The 25,948-nt window shown below is 74.1% G+C and carries 27 protein-coding genes; 14 read left to right on the plus strand and 13 right to left on the minus strand.

The window, feature by feature from the left end; all coding sequences use genetic code 11:
- Positions 1-50 precede the first annotated feature (50 nt).
- Positions 51-536 carry an aminoacyl-tRNA deacylase gene (locus PH189_RS24905; RefSeq protein ID WP_378014964.1) on the minus strand — a complete coding sequence of 162 codons (486 nt, stop codon included), beginning with the start codon at positions 534-536 and terminating at the stop codon, positions 51-53.
- A gap of 319 nt (positions 537-855) precedes the next feature.
- On the opposite strand from PH189_RS24905, the gene PH189_RS24910 reads away from it, so the two are divergent.
- On the plus strand, positions 856-1,473 hold the full coding sequence (locus PH189_RS24910) for a sigma-70 family RNA polymerase sigma factor (RefSeq protein WP_274191545.1): 618 nt from the start codon (positions 856-858) through the stop codon (positions 1,471-1,473).
- A complete protein-coding gene (gene rsrA, locus PH189_RS24915; RefSeq protein WP_274191546.1) occupies positions 1,470-1,808 on the plus strand; it encodes a mycothiol system anti-sigma-R factor in 339 nt (112 codons plus the stop codon). The genes PH189_RS24910 and rsrA overlap by 4 nt, the downstream gene beginning before the upstream one ends.
- A gap of 100 nt (positions 1,809-1,908) precedes the next feature.
- Here the strand turns inward: rsrA and PH189_RS30560 are convergent, their stop codons facing one another.
- Positions 1,909-1,983, minus strand: a complete 75-nt coding sequence (locus tag PH189_RS30560) for a 50S ribosomal protein bL37 (protein ID WP_378014965.1) — start codon at positions 1,981-1,983, stop codon at positions 1,909-1,911.
- A gap of 86 nt (positions 1,984-2,069) precedes the next feature.
- Here PH189_RS30560 and PH189_RS24920 point away from each other — a divergent pair, with 86 nt between their 5' ends.
- Positions 2,070-3,584 (plus strand): sensor histidine kinase, encoded by a 1,515-nt coding sequence (locus PH189_RS24920; RefSeq protein ID WP_274191624.1) that lies wholly within the window; start codon positions 2,070-2,072, stop codon positions 3,582-3,584.
- Positions 3,585-3,743: 159 nt separating this feature from the next.
- On the opposite strand, the gene PH189_RS24925 is transcribed toward PH189_RS24920, so the two are convergent.
- The gene (locus PH189_RS24925; protein WP_274191547.1) at positions 3,744-3,995 is read right to left on the minus strand and encodes a WhiB family transcriptional regulator; all 252 of its coding nucleotides are present in this window, start codon (positions 3,993-3,995) and stop codon (positions 3,744-3,746) included.
- 525 nt (positions 3,996-4,520) lie between these two features.
- Complete coding sequence (locus PH189_RS24930) at positions 4,521-5,441, minus strand: diacylglycerol/lipid kinase family protein (protein WP_274191548.1); 921 nt, start codon at positions 5,439-5,441, stop codon at positions 4,521-4,523.
- Positions 5,442-5,552: 111 nt separating this feature from the next.
- Between PH189_RS24930 and PH189_RS24935 the strand changes: the two genes are divergently transcribed.
- Positions 5,553-5,900, plus strand: coding sequence for a hypothetical protein (locus tag PH189_RS24935; RefSeq protein WP_274191549.1), 348 nt, complete (start codon positions 5,553-5,555; stop codon positions 5,898-5,900).
- Here PH189_RS24935 and PH189_RS24940 read toward each other — a convergent pair.
- Positions 5,897-6,535 (minus strand): histidine phosphatase family protein, encoded by a 639-nt coding sequence (locus PH189_RS24940; protein ID WP_274191550.1) that lies wholly within the window; start codon positions 6,533-6,535, stop codon positions 5,897-5,899. The genes PH189_RS24935 and PH189_RS24940 overlap by 4 nt on opposite strands.
- A 78-nt stretch (positions 6,536-6,613) precedes the next feature.
- A complete protein-coding gene (sodN, locus tag PH189_RS24945; protein ID WP_274191551.1) occupies positions 6,614-7,027 on the minus strand; it encodes a superoxide dismutase, Ni in 414 nt (137 codons plus the stop codon).
- 92 nt (positions 7,028-7,119) lie between these two features.
- On the opposite strand from sodN, the gene PH189_RS24950 reads away from it, so the two are divergent.
- On the plus strand, positions 7,120-7,461 hold the full coding sequence (locus PH189_RS24950) for a S24 family peptidase (RefSeq protein WP_274191552.1): 342 nt from the start codon (positions 7,120-7,122) through the stop codon (positions 7,459-7,461).
- 28 nt (positions 7,462-7,489) lie between these two features.
- Here the strand turns inward: PH189_RS24950 and PH189_RS24955 are convergent, their stop codons facing one another.
- Positions 7,490-8,101 (minus strand): dTDP-4-dehydrorhamnose 3,5-epimerase family protein, encoded by a 612-nt coding sequence (locus PH189_RS24955; RefSeq protein WP_274191625.1) that lies wholly within the window; start codon positions 8,099-8,101, stop codon positions 7,490-7,492.
- A 116-nt stretch (positions 8,102-8,217) separates the two neighbouring features.
- On the opposite strand from PH189_RS24955, the gene PH189_RS24960 reads away from it, so the two are divergent.
- From PH189_RS24960 to PH189_RS24990, 7 genes are all read left to right on the plus strand, one after another.
- Positions 8,218-9,468: an NAD(P)-dependent malic enzyme gene (locus PH189_RS24960; protein ID WP_274191553.1), complete on the plus strand. Its 1,251-nt coding sequence runs from the start codon at positions 8,218-8,220 to the stop codon at positions 9,466-9,468.
- A gap of 491 nt (positions 9,469-9,959) precedes the next feature.
- Entirely contained in the window at positions 9,960-12,665 is a 2,706-nt protein-coding gene (locus PH189_RS24965; protein WP_274191554.1) for a putative bifunctional diguanylate cyclase/phosphodiesterase, read from the plus strand.
- A gap of 125 nt (positions 12,666-12,790) precedes the next feature.
- Complete coding sequence (locus PH189_RS24970; protein WP_274191555.1) at positions 12,791-13,876, plus strand: ABC transporter ATP-binding protein; 1,086 nt, start codon at positions 12,791-12,793, stop codon at positions 13,874-13,876.
- Positions 13,873-14,508 carry an ABC transporter permease gene (locus tag PH189_RS24975; RefSeq protein ID WP_274191556.1) on the plus strand — a complete coding sequence of 212 codons (636 nt, stop codon included), beginning with the start codon at positions 13,873-13,875 and terminating at the stop codon, positions 14,506-14,508. Before PH189_RS24970 ends, PH189_RS24975 begins: the two co-directional genes overlap by 4 nt.
- A 3-nt stretch (positions 14,509-14,511) precedes the next feature.
- Positions 14,512-15,216, plus strand: a complete 705-nt coding sequence (locus PH189_RS24980; protein WP_274191557.1) for an ABC transporter permease — start codon at positions 14,512-14,514, stop codon at positions 15,214-15,216.
- Positions 15,213-16,139, plus strand: coding sequence for an ABC transporter substrate-binding protein (locus PH189_RS24985; RefSeq protein ID WP_274191558.1), 927 nt, complete (start codon positions 15,213-15,215; stop codon positions 16,137-16,139). The genes PH189_RS24980 and PH189_RS24985 overlap by 4 nt, the downstream gene beginning before the upstream one ends.
- A 43-nt stretch (positions 16,140-16,182) precedes the next feature.
- Entirely contained in the window at positions 16,183-17,190 is a 1,008-nt protein-coding gene (locus PH189_RS24990) for a CobW family GTP-binding protein (RefSeq protein WP_274191559.1), read from the plus strand.
- A 92-nt stretch (positions 17,191-17,282) separates the two neighbouring features.
- Here PH189_RS24990 and PH189_RS24995 read toward each other — a convergent pair whose 3' ends face one another.
- From PH189_RS24995 to PH189_RS25010, 4 genes are all read right to left on the minus strand, one after another.
- A complete protein-coding gene (locus PH189_RS24995; protein WP_274191560.1) occupies positions 17,283-17,459 on the minus strand; it encodes a DUF6104 family protein in 177 nt (58 codons plus the stop codon).
- Between the two features lie 16 nt (positions 17,460-17,475).
- Complete coding sequence (locus PH189_RS25000; protein ID WP_417281530.1) at positions 17,476-21,273, minus strand: multifunctional oxoglutarate decarboxylase/oxoglutarate dehydrogenase thiamine pyrophosphate-binding subunit/dihydrolipoyllysine-residue succinyltransferase subunit; 3,798 nt, start codon at positions 21,271-21,273, stop codon at positions 17,476-17,478.
- Between the two features lie 246 nt (positions 21,274-21,519).
- Positions 21,520-22,233: a zf-HC2 domain-containing protein gene (locus tag PH189_RS25005; protein WP_274191562.1), complete on the minus strand. Its 714-nt coding sequence runs from the start codon at positions 22,231-22,233 to the stop codon at positions 21,520-21,522.
- Complete coding sequence (locus PH189_RS25010; RefSeq protein WP_274191563.1) at positions 22,230-22,745, minus strand: sigma-70 family RNA polymerase sigma factor; 516 nt, start codon at positions 22,743-22,745, stop codon at positions 22,230-22,232. The genes PH189_RS25005 and PH189_RS25010 overlap by 4 nt, the downstream gene beginning before the upstream one ends.
- 259 nt (positions 22,746-23,004) lie before the next feature.
- Here PH189_RS25010 and PH189_RS25015 point away from each other — a divergent pair, with 259 nt between their 5' ends.
- Entirely contained in the window at positions 23,005-23,712 is a 708-nt protein-coding gene (locus tag PH189_RS25015) for a CHRD domain-containing protein (protein ID WP_274191564.1), read from the plus strand.
- A 2-nt stretch (positions 23,713-23,714) separates the two neighbouring features.
- The gene (locus tag PH189_RS25020; RefSeq protein WP_274191565.1) at positions 23,715-24,326 is read left to right on the plus strand and encodes a sortase domain-containing protein; all 612 of its coding nucleotides are present in this window, start codon (positions 23,715-23,717) and stop codon (positions 24,324-24,326) included.
- Here PH189_RS25020 and PH189_RS25025 read toward each other — a convergent pair.
- Both PH189_RS25025 and PH189_RS25030 read right to left on the minus strand, forming a co-directional pair.
- On the minus strand, positions 24,319-24,978 hold the full coding sequence (locus PH189_RS25025; protein ID WP_274191566.1) for a class F sortase: 660 nt from the start codon (positions 24,976-24,978) through the stop codon (positions 24,319-24,321). The two genes, PH189_RS25020 and PH189_RS25025, sit on opposite strands and share 8 nt — an antisense overlap.
- A 166-nt stretch (positions 24,979-25,144) precedes the next feature.
- Positions 25,145-25,936, minus strand: coding sequence for a hypothetical protein (locus tag PH189_RS25030; RefSeq protein ID WP_274191567.1), 792 nt, complete (start codon positions 25,934-25,936; stop codon positions 25,145-25,147).
- Between the last annotated feature and the right edge of the window lie 12 nt (positions 25,937-25,948).

The following is a 25,948-nucleotide window of genomic DNA, read 5'->3' on the forward strand; positions in this document are numbered from 1 at the left end:
GCACACCAAGATCTTGTCAGAGCCCTACCCGACGATTCATCAGACACGCCCTAGCCGGCACCGATCTCGGCCAGCTCGGCGCCGGTGGCGGCGACGAGGTCGTCGGGGGCCAGCTCCATCTGCAGCCCCCGACGGCCGGCCGAGCAGAACACGCTCCCGTGCTCGGCCACCGAGAGGTCGATCACGACGTCGAGCGGCTGGCGCCCGCCCAGCGGGGCGATGCCGCCGACCACGTAGCCGGTGAGGCGCTGGGCCACCGCGGGGTCGGCCATCACGGCCCGCTTGCCCCCGCAGGCCGCCGCGAGCGCCTTGAGGTCCAGCGTCCCGGCGACCGGCACCATCGCGAGCACCGGGCGGCCGTCGACCTCGGCGACCAGGGTCTTGAGCACCCGCCGCGGGTCGAGGCCGAGGGCGTCGGCGGCCTCCGTGCCGTACGCGGCCCTGCCGGGCGCCGCGTAGGGGTGGGTCGTGTACGGGACGCCTGCGTCGTCGAGCGCCACCAGGGCCGGGGTCGCCGCCGCCGCTCGTCGCGCCACGACCGGCGAGCCTAGCGACGCCCACCCCGCGACCGGCGGGAATCCCGCACCCCGAAACCTTGTTGACGCGGACATGCCAGCAGTGATGACGATGACGGAGGCCGGCACGGCCCCCGTGACGCCGCTCCCCGGCGTGACGTCGTCCGCGGAGTGGGATGTCCGGGAGCTGACGCGGGTAGTCTCCGCGGGATCCGTCGACGTTCCGACCGCGCCCCGGGCGCGGTCCGAAGGGAGCCCCGTGGCCGACGCGGCGAGGGCTGTGCCTGACCAGACCCCCGGCGACACCAGTACCGACCAGGGGCGACCCGAAACGGTCGACGTGGCCACCGAGACACCCGAGGAGCGGGCCGCGCGTTTCGAGCGCGACGCGATGCCCCTGGTGGACCAGCTCTACGCGGCGGCCCTGCGGATGACCCGCAACCCGGCCGACGCCGAGGACCTGGTGCAGGAGACGGTGCTCAAGGCCTACTCCTCGTTCGCCTCGTTCACCCCCGGCACCAACCTCAAGGCCTGGATGTACCGCATCCTGACCAACTCCTACATCAACACCTACCGCAAGCGGCAGCGTCAGCCCCAGCAGTCGCCGACGGACGAGATCAGCGACTATCAGCTCGCCCAGGCCGGTGAGCACACCTCGCTCGGCCTGCCGTCGGCCGAGGTCGAGGCGATGGAGAACCTGCCCGACACCGACATCCGCGACGCGCTGCAGGCGCTGCCGGACGACTTCCGGATGGCGGTGTACCTCGCCGACGTCGAGGGCTTCGCGTACAAGGAGATCGCCGAGATCATGGGCACCCCGATCGGCACCGTGATGTCGCGGCTGCACCGTGGCCGCAAGCAGCTCCGTGACGCGCTCACCGACACGGCCCGCGACCGCGGCTTCCTGCGCGACGCCGACGGCGCGCGGGTGGCCTCCGGAGAGGGGGCGGCACGATGAGCTGCGGTGAACCCCACGAGACCGACTGCTCCGAGGTGCTGGCCGAGGTCTGGCTCCTGCTCGACCACGAGTGCGACGCCGAGCGCGACGCCCAGCTCCGTCGCCATCTCGACGAGTGCGGGCCGTGCCTGGCGCGCTACGGGCTCGAGGAGAAGGTCAAGACGCTGCTGGGCCGCAGCTGCGGCGGCGAGCACGCGCCGGCGGAGCTGCACCAGCGGCTGCGTGAGCAGATCCGTGCCACGGTGCTCGAGCAGGCCGAGGTCACCGTCGAGCGCGGGCCCGGCGGCACGGTCGTCGAGGTCAACCAGACGCGCGTCGAGTCCTGGCGCAGCTGAGCCGCCGACACCGAGACACGACCCCGACGGAGCGCGGCGCCGCACGCCGGCCCCTCACGCGACGCAGGAGCGTGAGGGGCCGGAACGGCTTGCCGCGAGGCTAAGCGTTGGGGCGCTTGCCGTGGTTGCTGGCCTTCTTCTTGCGGTCCCGCTTCTGGCGCGCGCGCTTCGACATGCGTCCATCGTCGCACGTGGGGAGACCGCGCCCGGCGCGGTGGTTGGATGATCGCCATGCAGGGCAGCGGGAACCGCGGCCGGCCGGTGTCGACGCTCTCGAACCTCCTGGCGGCCCATACGGACCTGTCGGGGGCGTCGGTGGCCCATCTGCAGCGCATCGTCGCCGAGTGGCAGCTGCTGGCCGACCTGTCGTTCGCGGACTTCCTGCTGTGGGTGCCCGTGACGAGCCAGGACGGGACTCGGCGGTTCCTCTGCATGGCCCAGAGCCGCCCGACGACGACGGCGACCGCGCACCCCGAGGACATGGTGGGCAGCGCGCCCGCCGAGAGCCTGGTGTCGCAGCTGCAGCGGGCGACGACCGACACCATGCTGCGCCGCGAGGACCAGCCGCGGTGGCACCGCGGGCGGTCGGTGCGCCGCGAGGTGGTGCCGGTGCGCGCGCCGCAGGCACGGGAGGCCTCGGGCCAGGGTGACGTGATCGCCGTCCTGGGCCGCGACACCAACCTCGCCGCCCCCCGGGTGCCGAGCACCCTGGAGATCTCCTACCTCGCGGTCGCGGCGGACCTGCTGCAGATGGTCGCCGACGGCACGTTCCCGACGGCGCAGAGCAAGGACGAGGGCCGCTCGACGCCGCGGGTGGGCGACGGGCTGGTGCGCATCAGCTCGACGGGCCGGGTGCTCTACGCCAGCCCGAACGCCGCCTCGGCCTTCCACCGGCTCGGGTGGAGCGACGAGCTGGTCGGCGCCGACCTGGCGGGGGTGGTGCGCGAGGTCGCCGACGACGCCTTCGAGGGCACCGAGGCCGCCGAGCACGTGCGGGGCGCGCTGGCGGGCACTCCGTCGCAGCGCGCCGAGCTGGAGGGCCACGGGGCGTCGGCGGTCCTGCGGGCCCTACCGCTGCACCCGCGAGGGGTGCCGTCCGGCGCGGTCGTCCTGGCCCGCGACGTCACCGACGTCCGCCGCCGCGACCGCGCCCTGCTCAGCAAGGACGCCACGATCCGCGAGATCCACCACCGCGTGAAGAACAACCTGCAGACCGTCGCCGCCCTCCTGCGCCTCCAGGCCCGCCGCACGCCGCACGCCGAGGCGCAGGAGGCCCTGACGGAGTCCGTGCGACGGGTGGCGTCGATCGCGCTCGTGCACGAGGCGCTGGCGGCGTCCGTCGACGAGCGGGTCGACATCGACGAGGTGCTCGACCGCGTGCTGCCGATGATGAACGACCTCGCCCGGCCCGGTGCCCGCGTGGCCATGAGCCGGACCGGCGAGGTCGGCGTGCTGCCGGCGGTGATGGCGACGCCCCTGGTCATGGTGCTCACCGAGCTCGTCGCCAACGCCCTCGAGCACGGGTTCGCCGAGCGGGCCTCGGGGTCCGTCGTCATCACGGCGACGCGGACCGCCGCCGTCCTCGAGGTGGAGGTCGCCGACGACGGTCGCGGCCTGCCGGAGACGTTCTCGCTGGAGCGGGCCACCGGCCTGGGGCTCCAGATCGTGCGCACGCTCGTCGACTCCGAGCTGGCGGGGGCCCTGAGCATCCGGCCCGCCGAGGACGGCGGCACCCGGGCGGTCCTCAAGGTCCCGCTGCAGCACCGGGGGCGCTGACAGGGCCACGGCGGCCCGGGACGGGCCCTGGAGAGCCCCACAGCAGCACGAAGGCCCCGGTCCCGTCCGTGGGACGGGGCCGGGGCCCTCGTGGGTCTCGATCGTGGTCGGCCGCCTGGGGAGCGAGCGCCCGGCCACGATGCCGAGGTGTGCCGCCGATCAGGCGGTGTGCACCTCGGGCCGGATGCCGTGACGCTTCAGCGCACGGCGCTCGTCCTCGCTCGCTCCACCCCAGACGCCCGCGTCCTGACCGGACTCCAGCGCCCACGTGAGGCACTCGGTCATCGCGGGGCAACGCCGGCAGACGCTTTTCGCGCGGGCGATCTGAGAGAGAGCGGGGCCACTCGTGCCGACGGGGAAGAACAGTTCCGGATCCTCGTCGCGGCAAGCAGCGTCGTTCCGCCAGTCCATCGTTCTGAGCTCCTCGGTGGGCGCGCCTCGGGGTGCGCGCCGGTCGTGGTCGTCATCGTCTCGACCTCGTCGTGGGCCCCGTGTAGGGCCCGCGACCTGTCAGGAGAGACTGAGGACGTCAACTCCCGTTCGAACTGTGACGTCGGTGCCACGGACGAATGCGGTGTCGCCGTCCCCTGCCTCGTGCCCGTCGCTCGCACATTCACGAACGTCGGACCCTCCGGTCCGGGTGCACGTCCCTCTCGGGTGGTGCGCCCTTCCCGGTATTCGCGGGGGATGCGACTCAATCTGCAGGACGTGACCAGAAGGATCGAGTGGCAAGCGGCTCGACGGGCGAACTCGGTCGGTGAGTGGAATAGCGCGGACCGTCATGAGCGCCCGGCTGCGACGAGCGACGATTCAGGCACGACGAACCGTCCACCCGTGTGAGCGAGCGCGACGAGCGGTCAGCAGCACGGCTCGATTCAGAAGGCGTCGGCCGCCATCAGATCTCACACGGAGTTCACATCGCGCCCGCCGGCGGCCTCAGACGACCACGCGCAGGGCGTCCGGGACGGCCACGAACTCGACGTCGCTGCGTTCTCCGAGGTGGTCGCCGTCGACCTGGAGGTTGACGGGCTCGTCGCTCGTGATGCGGATCGCGGGCACGTCGTCGCGGCGCAGCACCGAGGGCAGCCCGGAGGCCCCGTCGCGGCGCAGGACCTGCCGGACGAGCCGCAGGACGGTCGGCAGCCCCAGGGAGTGCAGGGCGAAGAGCCCGAGACCGCTGTCGAACGAGCAGCCGGGGTTGGTGCGCACCGGGCGGGGCCCGAGGTAGGTCCACGGATCGGTGTTCGACACGAGGGCCAGGCGCACGCCGCTGACCGGTTCCTCGCCGGGGATCTCGACGGTGAGGTCCGGCGGGTCGATCCGGGCGCGCGACCAGCGCCGGATCGAGGTGGCCACGTAGCGCGTCGGTGTGGCGTCGTGGCCCCGCCCGCGGGCGCGCTCCATCGAGGCGATGACGTCGGCGTCCCAGCCGAGGCCGGCGTTGAAGCTGAACCACCGCTCGTCGGCGCGCCCGAGCCCCACGCTGCGCGAGCGGCCCTCGGCGATCGCGCCGAGCAGGGTGTGGGTGGCCTCGAGCGGCTCGCGGGGGACGCCCAGGGCGCGGGCGAAGACGTTCGCCGACCCCCCGGGCACCACGCCCAGCGCGGGCACGTGCTCGCCGGGCCCGTCCGCGAGCAGGCCGTTGAGGGCCTCGTTGACCGTCCCGTCGCCGCCGAGCACGACCACCAGGTCGACGGCCTCGGCCCGCGCCCGGGCGGCGAGCTCGGCGGCGTGGCCCCGGTACCGGGTCACGACGACGTCGAGCTTGATCTCGCTCGCGAGCGCGTGCGCGATGACGTCCTGACCGGCCGCCGTCGTCGTGGTGGCCGAGGGATTGGCCACGAGCAGCGCACGCACGGCCCTCACCGTAGACCGGGTGCCCCGTCCGTCCGGGGGGTGCCGGGTAGGGATGTCGCCGATCTCTCCACCGAGCGGTGGACCACACACCCCGGCGCCTAGGCTGATCCCGTGACGACGCCACGCCCTGTGCGCCTCGCAGCACTCGGAGTGCTCACCGAGGGTGTCGTCGCGCTCGTCGTGGCGGCGCTGATGGTGGCCGCGGGCCTGACCTTCTCGGTGTGGGGCTTCCTGGTCCTGCTCGGGGTGGGCATCACCGTGGCCGGCGTCGCCCTGCTGCGCGGTGCGCGCGGGGCCCGCGGCCCGTCGATCGTCGTGCAGCTGCTGACCCTCGGCTGCGCCTTCTACGCCGCGGTGCCCTCGGGCCGGCCCGACTGGGGCGTGCCGGTGATCCTGCTGGCCGCGGCGGTGCTGGCGGCGCTGATCTCGCGCCCGGCGCGCGAATGGGCGGGTACCTAGTACCGGTCCGCGGGCGGCGGCGGCGCCTCGACGAGGCCGCCGGGAGCGTTGAGCAGGTCGATGCGCGGCGCGCCGCGCTCGTGGCCCAGCACGGTCACCGACGCGGCGTCGAGCGCGAAGCCGACCCCGGCGGCCGGCTCCAGCCCGAGGTAGCGGGCGGTGAGCACGCGCCCGGCGTGGCCGTGCCCGACGAGCACGACGTCGCGGTCGGCGAGCTCGCGGTCCGCGTCGGCGAGGACGCGGTCGAGCCGGGCGGCCACCTCGGCCCCCGTCTCGCCGCCGGGACACGGGTGGGTCCACACCGTCCAGCCCGGCACCTCCTCGCGGATCTCCGGGGTGGTGCGGCCCTCGTAGGCGCCGTAGTCCCACTCGACGAGGTCCTCGCGGACGGCGTCGAGCTCGAGGCCGGCCAGGCGGGCGGTCTCCGTCGCCCGCTGACGCGGGCTCGTCCAGACGACCGGCGGCGGCACGTCGGGCCCGCGCAGGGTGACCAGCAGCCGACCAGCGGTCCGGGCCGCCTCGCGACCCCGCTCGGTCAGCGGCAGGTCGGTGCGGCTGGTGTGCCGTCCGTCGCGGGACCACTCGGTCTCGCCGTGACGCAGCACGTAGATGCGTCCCGTCGAGCTCGCGCTCACGGCCACCCTCCTACCCTGGCTCGCAGACGACGACGCGCCCGCCCCGAGACCCGGGACGGGCGCGTCGTGTCGCGGGACTCAGCCCTTCTTGGTCTCCCAGAAGATGTCCGAGATCTCGGCAATGTAGTCGAGCACCTGCTGCCCGGACTGCGGGTCCATGGACGACTTGGCGCCGCCCTCACCGCCACCGGCGGCCTTGGTGGCCTTGTTGAACAGCTCGTGGAGCTGCGGGTACTTCTCGAAGTGCGGCGGCTTGAAGTAGTCCGTCCAGAGCACCCAGAGGTGGTGCTTGACGAGGTCCGCCCGCTCCTCCTTGATCTGGATGGCGCGGGCCCGGAAGGCCGGGTCCTCGTTGCCCTGGTACTTCTCCTGGATCGCCTTGACCGACTCGGCCTCGATCCGGGCCTGAGCCGGGTCGTAGACGCCACAGGGGAGGTCGCAGTGTGCGGTGGCCTCCAGGCGCGGGCGGAGGACGCTGGAGAGCAGTCCCATCTCGCCTCCCTCTTCCTCACGGGAAATGGTGATCGTTCCGACGTCAGTCAACGTACCCCCGTGACCCGACCCCGACACGTGGAGCGCCGCTGGTGAGGACACCCCGTGAGCTGCTGATCACGCTGGTGGGACGGCGTCCGCGCCGGGTGCTCGTCCGCGGCCCGTCGATGGTGCCCACGCTGCGCGACGGCGACGTGGTGCTCGCGCTGCCCGGGTCCCGGGTGCGACCGGGCGAGGTCGCCCTCGTGCGCTGGGCCTCGCGGCCGGGCCAGCTCTCGGTCAAACGGGCGGCGCTGGAGGACGCCGACGGCTGGTTCGCCGTCGGCGACGCCCCGGGGTCCTCGACCGACTCGCGCACCCTCGGGCCCGCGGAGGTGCTCGGGCCGGTGCGCTGGCGGCTGTGGCCACGCCCGGGGCGCGTGCGGGCGCGCTAGGGGGCCGCGGTGGGGCCCGACAGCCGGCTCACGGGGCCCGCAGGGCCCTCCGGCGCTCCCGGCACGCCGCCCAGGTGGGCAGCGTCCCCGCCGCGCGCGCCTCGTCGAGACCGGGAGCCGCGGCGTCCTTGTCCGACAGGACGAGCTCGTCGCGCGGAATCCACCGCTCCCAGGGGAGGCCGAGTGCGGGGTCGAGCGGGGAGACGCCGTGCTCGGCGGCCGGCTCGTACTCCCGGGAGCAGAGGTACGTCGTCACCGTGTGGTCGGCGAGGGCGAGGAAGGCGTGCCCGAGGCCCTCGGCGAGGTAGACCGCCTGGAGCGTCGTGCCGTCGAGGCGCACCGCGTCCCAGGCCCCGAAGGTGGGGGAGTCGCTGCGCACGTCGACGACGACGTCGAGCACGGCGCCCGCGCTGCACTGCACGTACTTGGCCTGGCCGGGCGGCACGTCGGCGAAGTGGACCCCGCGCAGCACACCGCGCCGGGATACGCTCGTGTTCGCCTGCGCAACATGCAGGGGGTGCCCCACCGTGTCGGCGAACACCCCGGCTTGGAAGGGCGCCGCGAACGCGCCCCGCGCGTCCGGGAACACCGGCGGGCTGAACAGCCACGCGCCGGGCACACCGAGCTCCCGCGCCTCCACGGACGCCGACCCTAACCTCGGCAGCGCCAGGCCCCGGCGCGCGTGCAGCCCGGACCGATCCGGCGCGACACCGATCCTGGCCACGTGCCGCGACCCCTACCCCGCTTGGAGCCCCCGTGAGCGACCCCGTGAATGAGGCTGCCGACACGACCCCGTCCCTCGACGGCCGCGACATCACCGAGGAGGAGGTCTTCACCGCGCACGAGGGCGGCAAGCTCTCCGTCGCGCCCACCGTGGGCCTCTCCGGACGACGTGACCTCGCGATCGCCTACACCCCCGGGGTGGCCAAGGTGTGCCGCGCCATCGCCGACGACAAGGCCCTCACCGCGCGCTACACCTGGACACACCGCCTCGTGGCCGTCGTGTCCGACGGCACCGCCGTCCTCGGCCTGGGCGACATCGGCCCGCGCGCGTCGCTGCCGGTCATGGAGGGCAAGTCCGCGCTGTTCAAGGCGTTCGCCGACCTCGACTCGATCCCGCTGGTGCTCGAGACCACCGACGTCGACGAGATCGTCGACACGATCGTGCACCTGCGCCCGAGCTTCGGGGCGGTCAACCTCGAGGACATCGCCGCCCCGCGCTGCTTCGAGATCGAGCGCCGGCTGATCGAGGCGCTCGACTGCCCGGTGATGCACGACGACCAGCACGGCACGGCGATCGTGGTGCTCGCCGCCCTGCGCAACGCCGCGCGTGTCCTCGACCGCGCCCTCGCCGGCCTCAAGGTGGTCGTCAGTGGTGCCGGGGCCTCCGGGGTGGCCTGCGCGAAGATCCTGCTGTCGGCCGGGGCGCACGACGTCGTGGTGCTCGACTCCCGCGGCGTCATCCACGAGGGCCGCGACGGCATGAACGTCGAGAAGATCGCCCTCGCCGAGATGACGAACCCCCGCGGCGTGCGCGGCGACCTCGCCGCCGCCGTCGAGGGGGCCGACGTCTTCCTGGGCCTGTCGGGCTCGACGGTCCCCGAGTCGGTGATCGCCTCGATGGCCGAGGGCGGCGTCGTGCTCGCGCTGTCCAACCCCGACCCGGAGATCGACCCCGCCGTCGCGCGCAAGCACGCCGCGGTCGTCGCCACCGGGCGCAGCGACTACCCGAACCAGATCAACAACGTGCTCGCCTTCCCCGGCGTGTTCGCCGGGGCGCTCGACGCGGCCGCCCGGCGCATCACCGAGGCGATGAAGCTCGCGGCCGCCGAGGCCATCGCGGACATCGCGGCCGGCGACGAGGAGTTCGGGCCCGACCACATCGTCCCCAGCGCACTCGACCCGCGGGTGGCGCCCGCCGTCGCCGAGGCGGTGGCCAAGGCCGCCGCCGAGGAGGGGGTCGTGCGCCGGCACGTGGCCGAGGTCGCCGTCGACGGCCACCACTGACCCCTGAGTGACGCCGGAGGAACCGGTGGGGCACGACGGGATTGCGGTCCACGAGAAGCGGGTAGCAGTCCCGTCGACCCCACGCGCCCGGATGCCGTGTCGCCCGCCCGGAGCAGGGATCGTCCACGTTCGGCGGTGGCACGTCGTTCGTGGCCGGGAACGGACCGTTCGTAGCGGCAAGATCGCACCGACCGTGAGGTGTCGAGCCGCACGTGGGTGATCGTCCGTTCCATCGGTCGAGTCGCGTTGGGCCACCTGCCGTTCGTCGTGGACTCCGTCTGCTTCGGCGCGACGACCGGTCGGTGGACTCAAGGTTGAACGATCAGGTGATGCAGCACGACGCGTCGCGGGCCACGGTCGCCGCGCGACCTCCCCCACTCCGGTGATGGTGCCGATCCCCGACCGGGTCTCCTTCGTTGCTGAGACAGACGTGGTCGGTCCGTTCCTCCTCCGGGGAGCGGTGGGGGCCCGGGCGGCGAAGGAGTCGAGACGTGAGCGGTGGGGTGTCGGTGCCGGGCTCGCGGGGCCCTGCCGTCGTCCACGCGACGACGACGCCCCGCCGGCCCGACGCGGGCGCTGGTCCCGACGCCGGCGCCCCGGTCCTGCCGGCCGGCCCCGCGCTGCGCCACGACGCCCAGGGCCGGATCACCGCGGTCCGTGAGCAGGTGGCCCGCCTGGTCGATCCCACGGGGGGCCTCGACCCGCGGACGATGCTCGGACGGCCCGTGCGGGAGCTGCTCGGCGACCTGGGCCCGGCCGACCAGGGCGCGGCCGACCAGGGCATGGGAGGCCTCTACACCGCCCGGCTGCGCCGCGTGGCCGGGGCGCCGCTGCCGGTGCGGGTCGTGGCCTGGCCGGACGCCCACGGCGGCGCCGCCCTCGTGCTGGTGCCGGACGTCCCGGTCCCCGCGGCGCCGTCGGTGCCCGCGGCCGCGTCGACCCCGCCGGCCCCGTCGGCCCCGTCGCACCCCTCGGCCCCGTCCGCCGCCGACATCGAGCGGATCGCGGGCCTCGGGCACTGGGAGGTCGACCTCGCCACGGGGTCGGCGTGGCTCTCGCCGGTGCTCGCCGAGCTCCTGATGATCGACCCGCACGCCCCCCGCAGCACCGGGACGCTCCTCGCCGCCCTGCACGCCGAGGACCGCGCCGGGCTGGCGCGCCGGTGGCAGGCCCTGGTCACCGAGGGCGCCCCGCTCGAGTGCGAGGTGCGCCTCGGCGACGGCAGCGGGCGCATCGTCGCCCTCCACGCCGCCCTGCGGGGCGGCACGGTGCTCGGCACGGCCGCCGACGTCACCGCGCGGCGCCACGCCGAGGAGCGGCTGCGGGCCTCCAACCAGCGCTTCACCGACCTGCTGGCCGTCGCTCCGGTCGGGATCGCGCTCTTCGACGACGACGAGCGGCTGGTCAAGGCGAACCAGGCGCTGTGCCGCCTGCTGGGCCAGGGCCCCGAGGCGCTGCGCGGCCGGCGGGCCGACGAGCTGCTCGACCTCTCGGCGGAGTCGGCCGCGGGCCCCGGCCCGGTGACCCCGCTGCTCGCCCGTCCGGCGGGCTCGGCGGGCTCGGTGAGCTGGTCGTGCACCCCCCGCGCGCTGCGCACCCGGGAGCGCGGCGCCGGCGGCGCGGTCGCCGAGCCCGTGTGGTGCGAGCTGCACGTGTCGGTGTCGGTGCACGAGGACGGCGGCGTCACCCACCTCGTGGTGTTCACCGACGTCACCGACGCGCGACGGGTCGAGGCGAGCCTGCGCCACCAGGCCATGCACGACGAGCTGACCGGCCTGCCCAACCGTCGCGCGCTCACCACCACGGTCTCGCGGCTCCTGGCGGGACCGACGGCGCGGCGCACCGGGGTGCTGTTCTGCGACCTCGACAACTTCAAGCGCGTCAACGACTCGCTCGGCCACGACGCCGGCGACGAGCTGCTCGTCGAGCTGGCGCAGCGCCTCCGCGACCGCCTGCCCGCCGGGTGCGCGGCCTCGCGCAGCGCCGGGGACGAGTTCGTCGTGGTCTGCGCCGACGTCGACCTGCACGGAGGCCTGGACGCCCTGTCGGCGACCGTGGCCGGCATCCTGCGCACCGCCATCCCCGTGCACGGCCAGCTCGTGCGCATCTCGGCGACGGTCGGCGCCGCGGTCGGCGCCACGATCGGGCTCGGCGTCGGGGACCCCGACGGCTATCGCGCCGACCCGTCGGGCCCCGACATCGACCCCACCGACGACCCCGTGGCGCAGGTGCTGCGCCGCGAACGGGCCACGGAGCTGGCCGGGCTCGAGCCCGCGCCGGGACACCCGGGCACCGGGGACCTCATGCGTTTCGCCGACGCCGCGCTGTTCGAGGCCAAGAGCGGCGGCAACGGTCGCTTCGCGCTGGCCGACGAGGCGATCATGAGGGGCGCCGACGAGGCGCTGCGCATGGAGACCCAGCTGCGCGAGGCGATGGTCAACGACGAGCTGGTGCTGCACTACCAGCCGGTCGTCGACCCCCACGGCCGGGTGGTCACCGCCGAGGCCCTCGTGCGCTGGCAGCACCCCGAGCACGGCCTGCTCTTCCCCGACAAGTTCCTGCCGGTGGCCGAGGCGGCCGACCTGCTCGGCGACCTCGACCGCTGGGTGCTGCGCGCCGCGGTCCGCGAGGCCGCCACGTGGCCGGGCACGGCGCCCGACGGGATTGCGCCGTCGGTGGCGGTGAACCTCGCGGGCCTGCTGCCCGGCGACCCGGACTTCCTGCCCGTCGTGCGCGCCACCGTCGCCGAGTCCGGGCTGCCGTGGGACCGCCTGGTGCTCGAGCTCGTCGAGACCTGCCTGGCCGACCTGCCCTCGCACACGCTGCGGGAGATGAACGAGCTCATCGCCGCGGGCGTGCGCTTCGCGGTCGACGACTTCGGCACGGGCTACTCGTCGCTCTCGCGTCTCACCGGCCTGCCCGCACAGATCGTCAAGCTCGACCGGGCCTTCGTCCGCGGGGTCGCCACCGGCGAGTCCGACCGGGCCGTGGCGCGCGCGGTCGTGGACCTCACCGCCGCGATCGGGCAGGTGTGTGTGGCCGAGGGAGTGGAGGACTCCGACCAGTTCGCCGTGCTGCGCGACCTCGGCGTGCACGCCTACCAGGGCTGGTTGTTCGCCCGCGCCATGCCGGCGGAGGCGTTCACCGAGCTGGTCCGCCGCGGCCCGATCGTCCCGGAGACGCGCGCGGCGGGGTGATCGCCGTCACACCGCGTGGCGGCGGCTCGTCGTGATCGGTCGCGACCGTCGGGGGCTCGGGCTAGATTCACGCGTCGACTCGGTGGCCGACTCGTGGCCGCCGGCGGATCCCGGGGGCGTCGTACGTGATCGAGTTCCGGGACGTGGGAAAGCGCTTCGCCGACGGCACCGTCGGCCTGGAGTCGCTGTCGCTGACCGCCCGCGAGGGCGAGATCACGGTCCTGGTGGGGCCCTCGGGCTGCGGCAAGACCACCTCCTTGCGCACCGTCAACCGCATGGTCGAGCCCACCTCGGGCTCGGTGCTCCTGCAGGGCAGGGACGTCGCCGAGGGTGATCCGGCGCTGCTGCGCCGCGGCATCGGCTACGTCATCCAGCAGGCAGGCCTGTTCCCGCACCGCCGCGTGCTCGACAACGTGGCGACGGTGCCGGTGCTCCAGGGCCTGCCGCGCAAGGAGGCGCGGGCCCGGGCGGCCGAGGTGCTCGAGCGCGTCGGCCTCGACGAGGCGATGGCGCAGCGCTGGCCCGCGCAGCTCTCCGGCGGCCAGCAGCAGCGCGTCGGTGTGGCCCGGGCGCTGGCCGGTGACGCGCCGGTACTGCTCATGGACGAGCCCTTCTCGGCGGTCGACCCCGTGGTGCGCGTCGAGCTGCAGGACGAGCTGCTGCGCCTGCAGGCCGACCTCGGCAAGACGATCCTGTTCGTCACCCACGACATCGACGAGGCCATCCGCCTGGGCGACCGCGTGGCCGTGCTGCGCGTCGGCGGCCGCCTCGCGCAGTTCGCGCCGCCCGACGAGCTGCTCGCGCACCCGGCCGACGAGTTCGTCTCCGGGTTCGTCGGGCGCGACCGTGGCTACCGGCGCCTGGGGTTCGTGCCGGCCACCGCGCTGAAGCTCACCGAGCTGCCGACGCGCGCGAACGGCGATACGGCCGGTCCAGCGGTGCCGGGGGAGTGGACGGTCCTGCTCGACGGGGCCGAGCGTCCCGCGGCGTGGCTCGGGCCCGACGGGGCGCGCCACGAGCTGGGCTCGGTCTACGTCACCGAGGGTGCTGACGCGGCCTCCGAGGCGGCCGGCACGCTGCGCGGCGCCCTGGACGCGGCGCTGAGCTCGCCGGCGGGCCGGGGCGTGGCGGTCGACCGCGAGGGCCGTTTCCGGGGCGGCGTCGCCCCCGACGACGTGCTGGCGCTGCTCCGGCCGGACCCGGTCCCGTGAGGGCCTTCGGCTACGACATCGGCGAGCTCGTGGTCGCCCATGTCCTGCTCGCCCTGGTCCCGGTCCTGGTGGGCCTGGTGATCGCCCTGCCGCTGGGCTGGTGGGCGCACCGGTCGCCCGGGGCGCGCCGGGTCCTCGTGCCGCTGTCCGGCGCGCTGTACACGATCCCGTCGCTGGCGCTGATCGTGTTCATCCCGATCCTGGTGGGCACGCCGATCCTCAGCCCGCTCAACGTCGGGCTGACGCTCGTGATCTACACGGTGGCGCTGCTCGTGCGCAGCGTCGCGGAGGCCCTCGACGCCGTGCCGGTCACCGTCACCACCGCGGCGGTCGCCGTCGGCTACCAGCCGTCCGGGCTCTTCTTCGGCGTGCAGCTCCCGCTGGCCGTGCCGGTGCTCACCGCCGGGATCCGGGTCGCGTCGGTGTCGGCGTTCTCGCTGGTCACGGTCGGTGCCCTGGTCGGCGTGCAGTCGCTGGGCACCCTGATGACCGACGGCTTCCAGCAGGCGTACCCGGCCATGGTCGCCGCCGGCATCATCGGCTCGATCGTGCTCGCGTTCGTCTTCGACGCGCTGTGGCTCGCGCTGGGACGGGCGCTCACGCCCTGGGTCCGCGCACGGACGGGGGTGTAGGGCGTGCTCGGTCGCCTCGTCGACTGGTTCTCCGCTCCGGCGCAGTGGAGCGGGCCCCAAGCGATCCCGGCCCGGGTGCTCGAGCACCTCGGCTACACCCTGCTGGCCGTCGTCATCGCCGCCGTCATCGCCCTGCCGCTGGGCGCGCTCATCGGGCACACCCGGCGCGGCGAGCTCGCGGTCGTCGGCGTGGCCAACGGCCTGCGCGCGCTCCCGGAGCTCGGCGTCCTCGTGCTCTTCGTCCTGCTGCTCGGCCTCGGGCTGCTGCCGCCGACGCTCGCCCTGGTCCTGCTCGCGATCCCGCCGATGCTCGCCGGCGCCTACTCCGGCGTCGCCGGGGCGGATCCGGGCGCGGTCGACGCCGCTCGCGGGATGGGGATGCGCGAGTCCCAGATCCTCCTGCAGGTCGAGGTGCCCTCGGCCGTTCCGCTCGTGCTCGGCGGGGTGCGGTTCGCGACGCTGCAGGTGATCGCCACCGCCACCATCGCGGCGTACGTCGGACTCGGTGGTCTCGGGCGCTACATCCTCGACGGCTTCTCGGTCCGCGACTACCCGCAGGTGCTCGGCGGCGCCCTCGTCGTCGCCGTGCTCTCGATCGTCGTCGAGCTCGTCCTGCAGGGCCTCGGACGCCTCGTCACGCCCGGCCCCGACCGCGCGCGGTTGCGCCGTGCACCCCACCCCGTCACCACCAGAGAGGTCTCCCCGTGATCCGATCCCCGCGTGCCCTGTTGGTCGGGGCCGTGCTGGCCGCCGGCGCGCTGCTCGCCGGCTGCGGCGGCGGCTCCGACCCGCTCGCCACCGCCCCCGCCGGGCCCTCCGCCCAGGGCACGGTCCGCATCGGCTCGGCGAACTTCACCGAGAACCGGCTGCTCGCGGAGATCTACGCGACGGCCCTCGAGGGCAAGGGCGTCACCGTCGAGCGCCGATTCGGCATCGGCAGCCGCGAGACGTACTACCCCGCCGTCGAGCGCGGCGAGATCGACCTGGTGCCCGACTACACGGGCAACCTGCTGCAGTTCCTCGACCCGCAGGCCACGGCCACGGCGTCGGACCAGGTCTACCAGCAGGTCTCCTCCAAGCTGCCGCCCCAGCTCCAGCTCCTTCAGCAGAGCCCCGCCGAGGACAAGGACGCCGTCGTCGTCACGCGGGCCTTCGCGACGCAGAACAACCTGCGCTCGATCGAGGACCTCGCGCCGCTGTGCCCGACGGTCTCCTTCGGGGGCCCACCGGAGTTCCAGCAGCGCGCCTACGGCATCCCGGGCCTGCAGCGGCTCTACAACTGCACCTTCAAGGAGTTCCGGGCCCTCGACGCCGGCGGCCCGCTCACCGTGGCGGCGCTGCGCGACGGCACGGTGCAGGCGGCGGACCTGTTCACCACCGACGCCTCGATCCCCGAGAACGATTTCGTGGTGCTCGAGGACCCGCGGTCGAACTTCGCCGCCCAGAACGTCGTGCCGCTGGTCAACCGCGCCAAGTCCTCCGACCCGCGCGTCACCGACACGCTCAACCAGATCTCGGCGGCCATGGACACCACCCAGCTGACCCAGCTCAACGCCCGCCTCGCCGGCCCGGACCGCCCGGACCCGCAGACCGTCGCCCGCGAGTGGCTGAACTCGGCCGGCATCCGGTAGGGAGTCCCGGGGCTCGCCGACCCCCTGTGCCAGGGTGGTCGGCGTGCCCCGTCGCGTCCCCGTGGTGCTGGTCGCCGGTCAGCTCGGGGCCGGCAAGTCGACGCTGGTCAACCACCTGTTGCGCCGCGCCGACGGGGTCCGGATCGGCGTCGTCGTCAACGACTTCGGGGCGATCGGGATCGACGCGATGCTCGTCGCCGGGCAGGCCAGCGCCGTCACGTCGCTGGCCGACGGGTGCCTGTGCTGCACCACCGACGCCAACGGCCTCGCGGCGCTGCTCGCCGAGCTCACGGCCCCGGCTGCCCGCCTCGACCTCGTCGTCGTGGAGGCCAGCGGCCTCGCGGAGCCCCGCGAGCTCGTGCGCCTCCTGCTCGACGCCGTCGCGGGCGAGGCGCGGCACGCGGCGTACGGCGGGCTGGTGGTGGTGGTCGACGCGGTGAGGGCCGGCGAACCCGACCCGGCGGTCCGCCTCGCCGACCTCGTGGTGCTCAACCAGGTCGACCGCGTCGACGACCCCGCCCCATTGCTCGCCTCCCTGCGGGCGACCGCCCCCGGCCCCGTGCTCCCCGTCGTGCGCGGCGCCCTCGACCCCGCGCTGCTCGTCGACCCGCCGGCCCGGCGCGGCCCGACGCGATCGGGCCAGCTGTCGTTCGACGCGCTGCTGCGCGAGGACGCCGACCACACGGCCGTCGGGCACGCCCACGCCGCCTGGGAGAGCGTCGCGGTCGATCGGGACGCCCCGCTGGATCCGGCGCGGTTCGCGGCGTTCCTCGAGGCGGGCCCGGCCGGCGTCTTCCGCGCCAAGGGCGTGGTGCGGTTCCCCGGCGCCGCACCGTTCGTCGTGCAGACGGTGGGGACGGCGATCCGGGTGCGACCGGCGCCCCGGTCCGTCGACGTGGCCGGCGCCCGGCTCGTGTTCCTCGGCGCCGGGTTCGACGCGGCCGCCCTGCACGCCGCGCTCGACGCCTGCGCCGCCGACCCCGCGATGAGCGAGCCCTCGTTGCTCCCGGTCCTGCGGTACGAGGAGTCCGACCGGGTCGACGCCGTCTGAGCGCGCGAGCGCCTTCGCCGGTGGCGGCGGGAGCGAGGGACGCCCTGACTGCGTGCCACGTAGTCAGGGCGCCCCTCGCTCCGCTCGGCGACCTACTCGTCGTCGCTGTCGTCGCGCGCCAGGAACGTCGCGAACCGGTCGGCGGCGCCCGCGTGCTCGGGGTGGGCGTCGACGAACGCGCGGAGGCGGTCGGCCAGCCACGCCAGGCTGACCTCCTCCTCGCCCCGTCGGTCCTCGAGCTCCTCGATCCCGCGATCCGTGAAGTACACGTTTAGTCGGCAGCCACTAGTCGGCCAGGGCCTCGGCGATGAGCGCCTTCTGCTCCACCTCGTGCACCTTGGCGACGCCGGCGGCCGGGGCCGCCATGCGGCGGCGGGACACGCGCGTGAGGTGGGGCAGGCGGCCGTTCATGCGCTCCGGCAGCCACAGACCCAGGAACGGCCAGGCACCCTGGTTGGCCGGCTCCTCCTGCACCCAGCGGATGTCGCCCGCGTTCGGGTAGCGGTCGAGGACGGCCGTGAGCTCCTCGGTGGCCAGCGGGTAGAGCTGCTCCATCCGCACGATCGCGATGTCGTTCGCGCGGCCCGCCTTCTCCCGGGCGGCGACCAGCTCGTAGTAGATCTTGCCGGCGCACAGCAGGACGCGCGAGACGCCGTCGGTGTCGCCGCTCGCGAAGGCGGGGTCGTCCAGGATCGGCCGGTAGCCGCCGCTGGTGAAGTCCTCCACCGGGCTGACGGCCGCCTTGTTGCGCAGCATCGACTTCGGGGTGAAGACCACCAGTGGGCGGCGCACGCCGTCGGAGGCGTGGCGGCGCAGCAGGTGGAAGTAGTTCGACGGGCTGGACGGCACCGCGACGGTCATCGACCCCTCGGCGCACAGCGTCAGGAACCGCTCGATGCGCCCCGAGGTGTGGTCCGGCCCCTGGCCCTCGTGACCGTGCGGCAGGAGCAGCACGACGTCCGACGTCTGGCCCCACTTGGCCTCACCGGACGAGATGAACTCGTCGATGATCGACTGCGCGCCGTTGACGAAGTCGCCGAACTGGGCCTCCCACAGCACCAGCGCGTTGTGGTTCGCCACCGAGTAGCCGTACTCGAAGCCGACCGCGGCGAACTCCGAGAGCGCCGAGTCGTAGGGCATGAACTTGCCCTGGTCGGCGGTGAGGTTCCGCAGCGGGACGTACTCCTCGCCGTTGTGCCGGTCGATGATCACTGAGTGGCGCTGCACGAACGTGCCGCGCCGCGAGTCCTGGCCCGACAGACGCACGAGCTTGCCGTCGATGAGCAACGAGCCCCAGGCGAGCAGCTCGGCGTACGCCCAGTCGATGCCCTCCTCGGTGTCCGTCGCCGCGGCCTTGCCGCGGCGCTCGAGGACGGGCTTGACGCGTGGGTGCACCGCGAAGCCCTCGGGCAGCTCGGTGTGCGCGCGGGCGATCCGCTGGATCACCTCGAGCGGCACCGCGGTCTGCAGGGAGTTGGGGACGGCCTGCTCCCACTCGACCGACGGGCTGGGCTCCGGGTCGGCCTTCTCCAGCTCGCGGACCTCGTTGAACACGTGCTCGAGCTGGCTGCCGTAGTCGCGCAGCGCGTGCTCGGCCTCGTCCAGCGAGATGTCGCCGCGGCCGATGAGCGACTCGGTGTAGGTCTTGCGCACCGAGCGCTTGGCGTCGATGACGTCGTACATCTCCGGCTGGGTCATCGAGGGGTCGTCGCCCTCGTTGTGGCCCCGGCGCCGGTAGCAGATCATGTCGATCACGACGTCGGAGTTCCAGCGCTCGCGGAACTCGACGGCGAGGCGCGCCACCCAGACGCAGGCCTCGGGGTCGTCGCCGTTCACGTGGAAGACCGGTGCGTCGATCATCTTCGCCACGTCGGTGCAGTAGTGCGTCGAACGCGTGTGCTCGGGCGCCGTGGTGAAGCCGACCTGGTTGTTGACGATCACGTGCACCGTGCCGCCGGTGCGGTAGCCGCGCAGCAGCGCGAGGTTGAGCGTCTCGGCGACCACGCCCTGGCCGGCGAAGGCGGCGTCGCCGTGCAGGGCGACCGGCAGGACGGTGAAGCCCTCGGGCCCCTTGTCGAGCACGTCCTGCTTCGCCCGCACGATGCCCTGCATGACGGGGTCGACGGCCTCGAGGTGCGACGGGTTCGACGTCAGCGACACCGTCGTCTCGCCGTCGCCGAACATCCGGAAGAACTTGCCCTCGGCGCCGAGGTGGTACTTCACGTCGCCGGAGCCGTGGGCCTGGCCCGGGTCGAGGTTGCCCTCGAACTCGCGGAAGATCTGCGACACCGGCTTGCCGACGATGTTCGCCAGCACGTTGAGCCGCCCGCGGTGGGGCATGCCGACGACGACCTCGTCCATCTCGTGCGCCGCGGCCGTGTCGAGCACGGCGTCGAGCAGCGGGATCACCGTCTCGGCGCCCTCGAGCGAGAAGCGCTTCTGCCCGACGTACTTGGTCTGCAGGAACGCCTCGAACGCCTCGGCGGCGTTGAGCTTCGAGAGGATGTACTTCTGCTCGGCGACCGGCACCTTCTCGTGCGGGCGCTCGATGCGCTCCTGGAGCCAGTCGCGCTTCTCGGGGTCGAGGATGTGCATGTACTCGATGCCGATGGTGCGGCAGTACGAGTCACGCAGGACCCCGAGCACGTCGCGCAGCTTCAGGCAGTCGCGCCCGGCGAAGCCGTCGACGGGGAACTCGCGGTCGAGGTCCCACAGCGTGAGCCCGTGCGACGCGATGTCGAGGTCGGGGTGCTTGCGCTGCGGGTGCGACAGCGGGTCGGTGTCGGCCATGAGGTGGCCGCGCGTCCGGTACGCGTCGATCAGCTCGATGATCCGCGCGGTGCGGTCGATCTGCGACGACGGCAGGTCCTGACGCCAGCGGATCGGCTCGTAGGGGATCCGCAGCGACGCGAAGATGTCGTCGTAGAAGCCGTCCTCGCCGAGCACGAGGTGGTGGATGCGCCGCAGGAAATCGCCGGACTCGGCGCCCTGGATGATCCGGTGGTCGTACGTGGACGTCAGCGTGATGATCTTGCTGATGCCCATGTCGGCGAGCTTCTCCTCGCTCGCCCCCTGGAACTCGGCGGGGTACTCCATCGCGCCGACGCCGACGATCGTGCCCTGGCCGACGGTGAGGCGCGGCACCGAGTGGTTGGTGCCGATCGTGCCCGGGTTGGTCAGGCTGATCGTGACCCCGGAGAAGTCCTCGCCGGTCAGCGCGTTGTTGCGCGCCTTGCGCACCATCTCCTCGTAGGAGGCCCAGAACTGCGCGAAGCTCATGTTCTCGGTGCCCTTGAGGGCGACGACGACGAGCGTGCGCGAGCCGTCCTTGCCCGGCAGGTCCATCGCCAGGCCGAGGTTGACGTGCCCCGGGTCGACGACGGCGGGCTTGCCCTTGTCGTCCTCCCCGTAGTGCCGGTTCATGTTCGGGAAGTCCGCGAGGGCGCGGACCATCGCGTACCCGAGCAGGTGGGTGAACGAGACCTTCCCGCCGCGCGAGCGCCGCAGGTGGTTGTTGATGACGATGCGGTTGTCGGCCAGCAGCTTGGCCGGCACCGCCCGCACGCTCGTCGCGGTGGGCAGCTGCAGCGACGCGGTCATGTTCTTCGCGATCGCGTTCGCGGCGCCGCGCAGCGGCTTCGTCGTCTGGTCGGCGTCGGTGCCCGCGCCGGGCTGGGCGGCCTTGGCGGGGCTCGTGGTGCCGGCCGGCGGCTTGCTCGGGGTCTCGCCGCTGCGCGAGGAGGTCGTGCGCGCGCCGTCGGTCGACGGCGCGGACGGCGAGCCGGTGCCGGTGGTGCTGCCGGCGGGGGCGCTGCCGTTGGCCGACGAGCGGGGGGCGTCCTGGGAGGACGACGCGCTGCTCGTGGATCCCTGCCCGTTGCCGCCGCCGGAGGGGGCGGACGCGGGGGCGGCCGTCGCGCCGTCGCCGGCCGGCGCCGTGTCGGCGTGGTCGGTCTGCTGGTCGGCGTCGCCGGGCTGCTGCTCGGCACCGTCGGACTGGCTGTCGGCAGGGGCGTAGTCGGCGAAGAACTCGTGCCACGCCTTGTCGACCGAGGAGGGGTCGGCGAGGTAGCGCTGGTACATCTCGTCGACCAGCCACTCGTTGGGTCCGAACTGGGCGGTCGGGCTACTACTCGACACGACTCGAAATCGCCTCAATCAGTCATCGCGCTGGCGTCGGAAGCGTGTCCAGATTAGCGCTTGACACCGCCCGGGGTGGGGCCCCTGTCGCACACTGCACCGGTCCACACGACCGTTGCTCCACCTGCGCGGGGCGCGAGGGCGTCCTCGCACCGGGCTGGCCACGGAGTTCCCGGTCGGGGTTCCCGGTCAGGCGAAGCGCGAACGCAGCACCTCGTCGCCCTCGGCGTCGGTGACGACGAAGCCGCCGGCCTGGTCCCGGAGCACCGAGGAGTTGAGCCGGCACACCATCTCGGCCGGGCCCGTGCCGCGGAACGCGCCCGCCGGGACCGGGCGTCCGGCGCGGTCGAGGACGGTGACGTCGTACGTCTGCCCCTCGGCGAAGCCCGACGCCGTGAGCACCATCTCGACGCCCCAGGTGTGGTCGATCGTGCCCGCGGTGGCCCGGACCGCGGGGTCGAGGGACTGCACCGCGACCGGATCGACGGGCGGCTCGCCCGCGGCCCCGACCGCGAGCCCGATCCCCACGCCGGCGAGCCCGACCACCGCCGCGGTGGCGGCCGTGGCGAGCAGGGACGCGACCCGGCGCCGGGGCCGGGGTGCCTCCCGCGGCTCGTCCTCCGCATCCTCCGCATCCTCCGCGCCGAGACGGTCGAGGACCGCCGCGAAGCCGTCGGGGGACGGTGGGGTCCCGGTCGCGATCCCGGCGGTCCCTGCGGCGTCCGGGTCGACGTGCCGCAGCGGCCCGGCGAGCGGCAGCAGCTCGGCGAGCTCGGCACGGCACGACGCGCAGGTGCGCAGGTGGGCCTCGACCTCGGCGCGCTCCCCGTCGTCGAGCGCCCCGAGCGCGTGGGCGCCGAGCTGCTCGCGCAGCCGCTCGTGGCCGTCGGGCGTCGTGGTCACAGCGGGACTCCCATGTCGTCCATGATCTGCCGCAGGTTCTTCAGGCCGTAGAAGACCCGGCTGCGCAGCGTGCCGATCGGGACACCCTGCTCCTCGGCCACCTCGGCGTAGGGGCGGCCGCGCACCGAGGTCTCGACGATGGCGCTGCGCTGGTCGTCGCTGAAGTCGTCCCGGCCCGCGCGCCCGGGCCGGTCCGACACCAGCGACAGGTCGGCGGGGGCGGTCGGGGTGCCCGGGCGGCTCCGGGCGTGGCGGACGTGGTCGATCACCGCGTTCCGGGCGATGGTGAACAGCCACACCCGCAGGCTCGCGACCGTCGCGTCGTAGCGGTCGGCGTGGCGCCAGGCCCGCACGAACACCTCCTGCACCACGTCCGACGCGGCACCCGGGTCGCGCAGCTGCCGCAGCGCGAAGCGCTCGAGCTCGCCGGCGTGGGCGCGGTAGGCGGCCTCGAGGTCCTCGGTCCGGCGCAGGTCCACCGGCGCGTGCGCGGTCCCAGCGGCCTCGCTCACCCGGCTCCCCCTGCGCAGTGCGACGTCCGGAGCATCGTGATCGCCCGGGTGTGACCGCGTCGTGATGCGTGCCCGCGACGGGACGGCACGGAGCGGAACGGCACGGGTCACTCCCGTCGGTACGGGTCGCCGGCCGGGGGCGTTCACCGACATCGGGAGGAACTCGGGAGAAATCGCGGCGGACCGTGGTGAACGCGGCCGCCGAGGGCTCCGTAGAGACGGGCGATCCGGACATCCCGCCCGTTCCCAGGAGGCCCTCGTGCACCGTGCACTCCCGAAGCTCGCCGCCCTGTCCGTGCTGACCGCGGGCGCGGTCCTCTTCTCGGGAGGCACCGCGCTCGCGGACACCCCGGTCGACGAGCCCGACAGCTTCACGAGCATGTTCACCGTGATGGCGACCCCCGACACGGTCATCGGGACCAACGGCCAGCCCGCACCCGGCCAGCCGGGCGCGACCGGCACGTTCAACTACCGCATCAACTCGGACGAGAACGTCATCTGCTATGACCTCACGCTCACCGGCGTCACCGGCGAGTACCAGAGCCCGGCGCGGACGGCGACGCACATCCACGAGGCCGCCGAGGGTGCCGCGGGCCCGCCGCGCATCGCCTTCCCGAACCCCGAGGGCGACGGTGACACCCGCACCAGCTCCGGCTGCCTGGAGGGCCCGTTCACCACCGGGGTGATGGCGAACGGCCAGGACACGGGCACCGGCTTCTCGGTCCGCGAGATCGAGGAGAACCCCTCCGCCTTCTTCGGTGACACCCACACCGCCGAGTACTCGGCGGGCGCCGTGCGCGGTCAGCTGATGGCGGTGCCGATGGGTGGCGTCGAGACCGGCGGGGGCGCCACCGCAGGCGCCACGGGAGCCGGCGACGTCGCACCGGCCGCGCTCGGTGCGGGTGCCCTCGTCGCGGCCGCCGCGGCCGGGGCCGTCGCCTCTCGCCGACGTGGCACCAGCTCCTGACGATGCGTCTCGCCGCGCTCGTCCTCGGGGTCGTCCTGCTGCTCGCCGGGTGTGCGGGCGGCGGGGCGGTCCCGGGGGCGGCGTCCGCCCCGCCGCAGGTCACGACCACGGATCGGGCCCTGCCCGGAGCGGTCGTGCCGATCTCGGTGCGGGTGCCGGCCATCGACGTCGACGAGCCGGCGCTCGTCGGGCTCGGCGTCGCCCCGGACGGGACCGCCGAGGTCCCGCAGGACTTCGGGCGCGTCGGCTGGTTCGACCGCACGCTCGCGGCGCAGCGCGCCGGGGCGGCGCCTGCCGAGGTCCCGGTCCCGGCGGGCCGCGGACCGACCGTGCTGCTCGGGCACGTCGACTCCCGCGCCGGCCCCGCGGTGTTCTTCCGCCTGCGCGACCTGCGCCCCGGGGACGTCGTCGAGGTCGGCCGGTCGGACGAATCGGTGGCGCGCTACGGCGTCGAGCGCATCGAGCAGGTGGCCAAGGACGCGTTCCCGACCTTCGCGGTGTTCGGGGCGACCGCCACCGACGTCCTGCGGCTGGTGACCTGCGCCGGCGACTTCGCCCGCGGCGCCCGCAGCTACACCGACAACCTCGTGGTGCACGCCGTGCGACTCACGTGACGAGCCGGGCGAAGACGACGGTGTTGTCGCGGTAGGAGCGCGCGGCGTCGTCGAAGTCGCCGCCGCAGGTGATGAGGCGCAGCTCGGGGCCCGCGGTGTCGCCGTAGACCGCGAGGCTCGGGAACTCGTCCTTCGGGTAGGAGCGGACGGCGTCGACCGCAAAGGTGCGCGCCGACCGGTCCGCCGACGTGACGGTGATCCGGTCGCCGGGACGCAGCCGCCCGAGGTCGTAGAACACCGACGGGCCGTTCGCGGCCGAGTCGACGTGCCCGAGGATGACCGACGGCCCGACCCGACCGGGCGTCGGCGAGCCGCGGTACCAGGCGGCGTGGTCGTAGGCCGGGCCCGGCATCGGCACCTCGAGGGTGCCGTCGGGCCGGAGCCCGACCGAGTCCACCGGTGACGAGACGTCGATCGCGGGGATGGCGATCTCGGCCGGGGGAGACCCGGTGGCGGGTTGCTGGCGGGGTCCCGCGGCGGCCGGTGGGGTCGTGGGCGGCGGGTCCGCGGCGACGGCGGCGGCCGGGGCGGGCGGGGCGGGCGGGTTGGCCCCCAGCAGCCCGGCGCCGCCCAGCACGAGCCCGAGCACCGCGAGCGCTCCGGCGACCACCAGCAGCACCCGGCGACGGGTCGGTGCGGTGGGCTCGGTCATCGCATGCTCCCGGTGGTCGACGACAACTGGCTGGTATCGCTCGCTGCGCGAGCGATACCAGCCAGTAACCGATCAGTGGGTCGGTGCAGGATCAGTCGGTGCAGGATCAGTCAGGGCAGGATCAATCAGGGCAGGATCAATCAGGGCAGGATCAGTCAGGGCACGGTCAGTGCCGGGCGCCCGCGCGGCGCCGGGCGGCGATGCCCACGCCACCCGCGGCGACCAGGGCGACGACGCCCGCGGTCAGCAGGACGGGGGACGGTCCGCTGGTGGAGCCGCCGCCGGTCTCGACGCCGCCCGCCGGCATGGCCGGCATCTGGCCGGGCAGGTTGACGACGATGGTGGCGACGCCGATGGTCAGCCCGCCCTGGATCGCGTCGGTGCCGAACGCCTGGTTGAGCGCGGTCGCGGCGGTCTGCGAGAGCCGCACCGTGGTGCCGGTCAGAGTGGCCGTGCCGGCCGCGGCGTCGGTCGAGATGGGCTGCAGGGTCGAGCCGTCGAGGTCGAACAGCACCGCCGACTCGGCGATGGTCTGCCCGCCCGCGCTGACCTTGCCGCTCAGCGTCGCGGGGTTGCCCGGGTCGATGACGAAGTCGGTCAGCTCGACCTTGGTCTCACCCTTGGTCAGGCTCAGGCCGCTGCCGTCGTGCTCGATGCGGCCCTGGACGTAGGGGTTGACGGTGCCGGGCTCGTACACGGTGACGTTGCCCCCGGTGATCGGGAACTTGACGCTGCCGTCGGCGAGCGTGGCGTCGCCGATCGTGCCGGGGGTGACCTCGAGCTGGGTCAGGGCGTCGGTGAAGCCCGGGTCGAGCCGGACCGACGACGACTGGCCGGTCAGGTCGGGGATGGTGGCGACCGGGTCGGCGGCAGCCGCGGTACCGGCGGTGAGCCCGGCCAGCGCCAGGGCCGACACACCGCTGACGAGCAGGGTGGCGAACGTACGACGAAGGGTCACGAGAAGGCCTTC

The sequence above is a fragment of the Actinomycetospora chibensis genome (genome assembly GCF_028737215.1).
Lineage (GTDB): Bacteria > Actinomycetota > Actinomycetes > Mycobacteriales > Pseudonocardiaceae > Actinomycetospora > Actinomycetospora chibensis.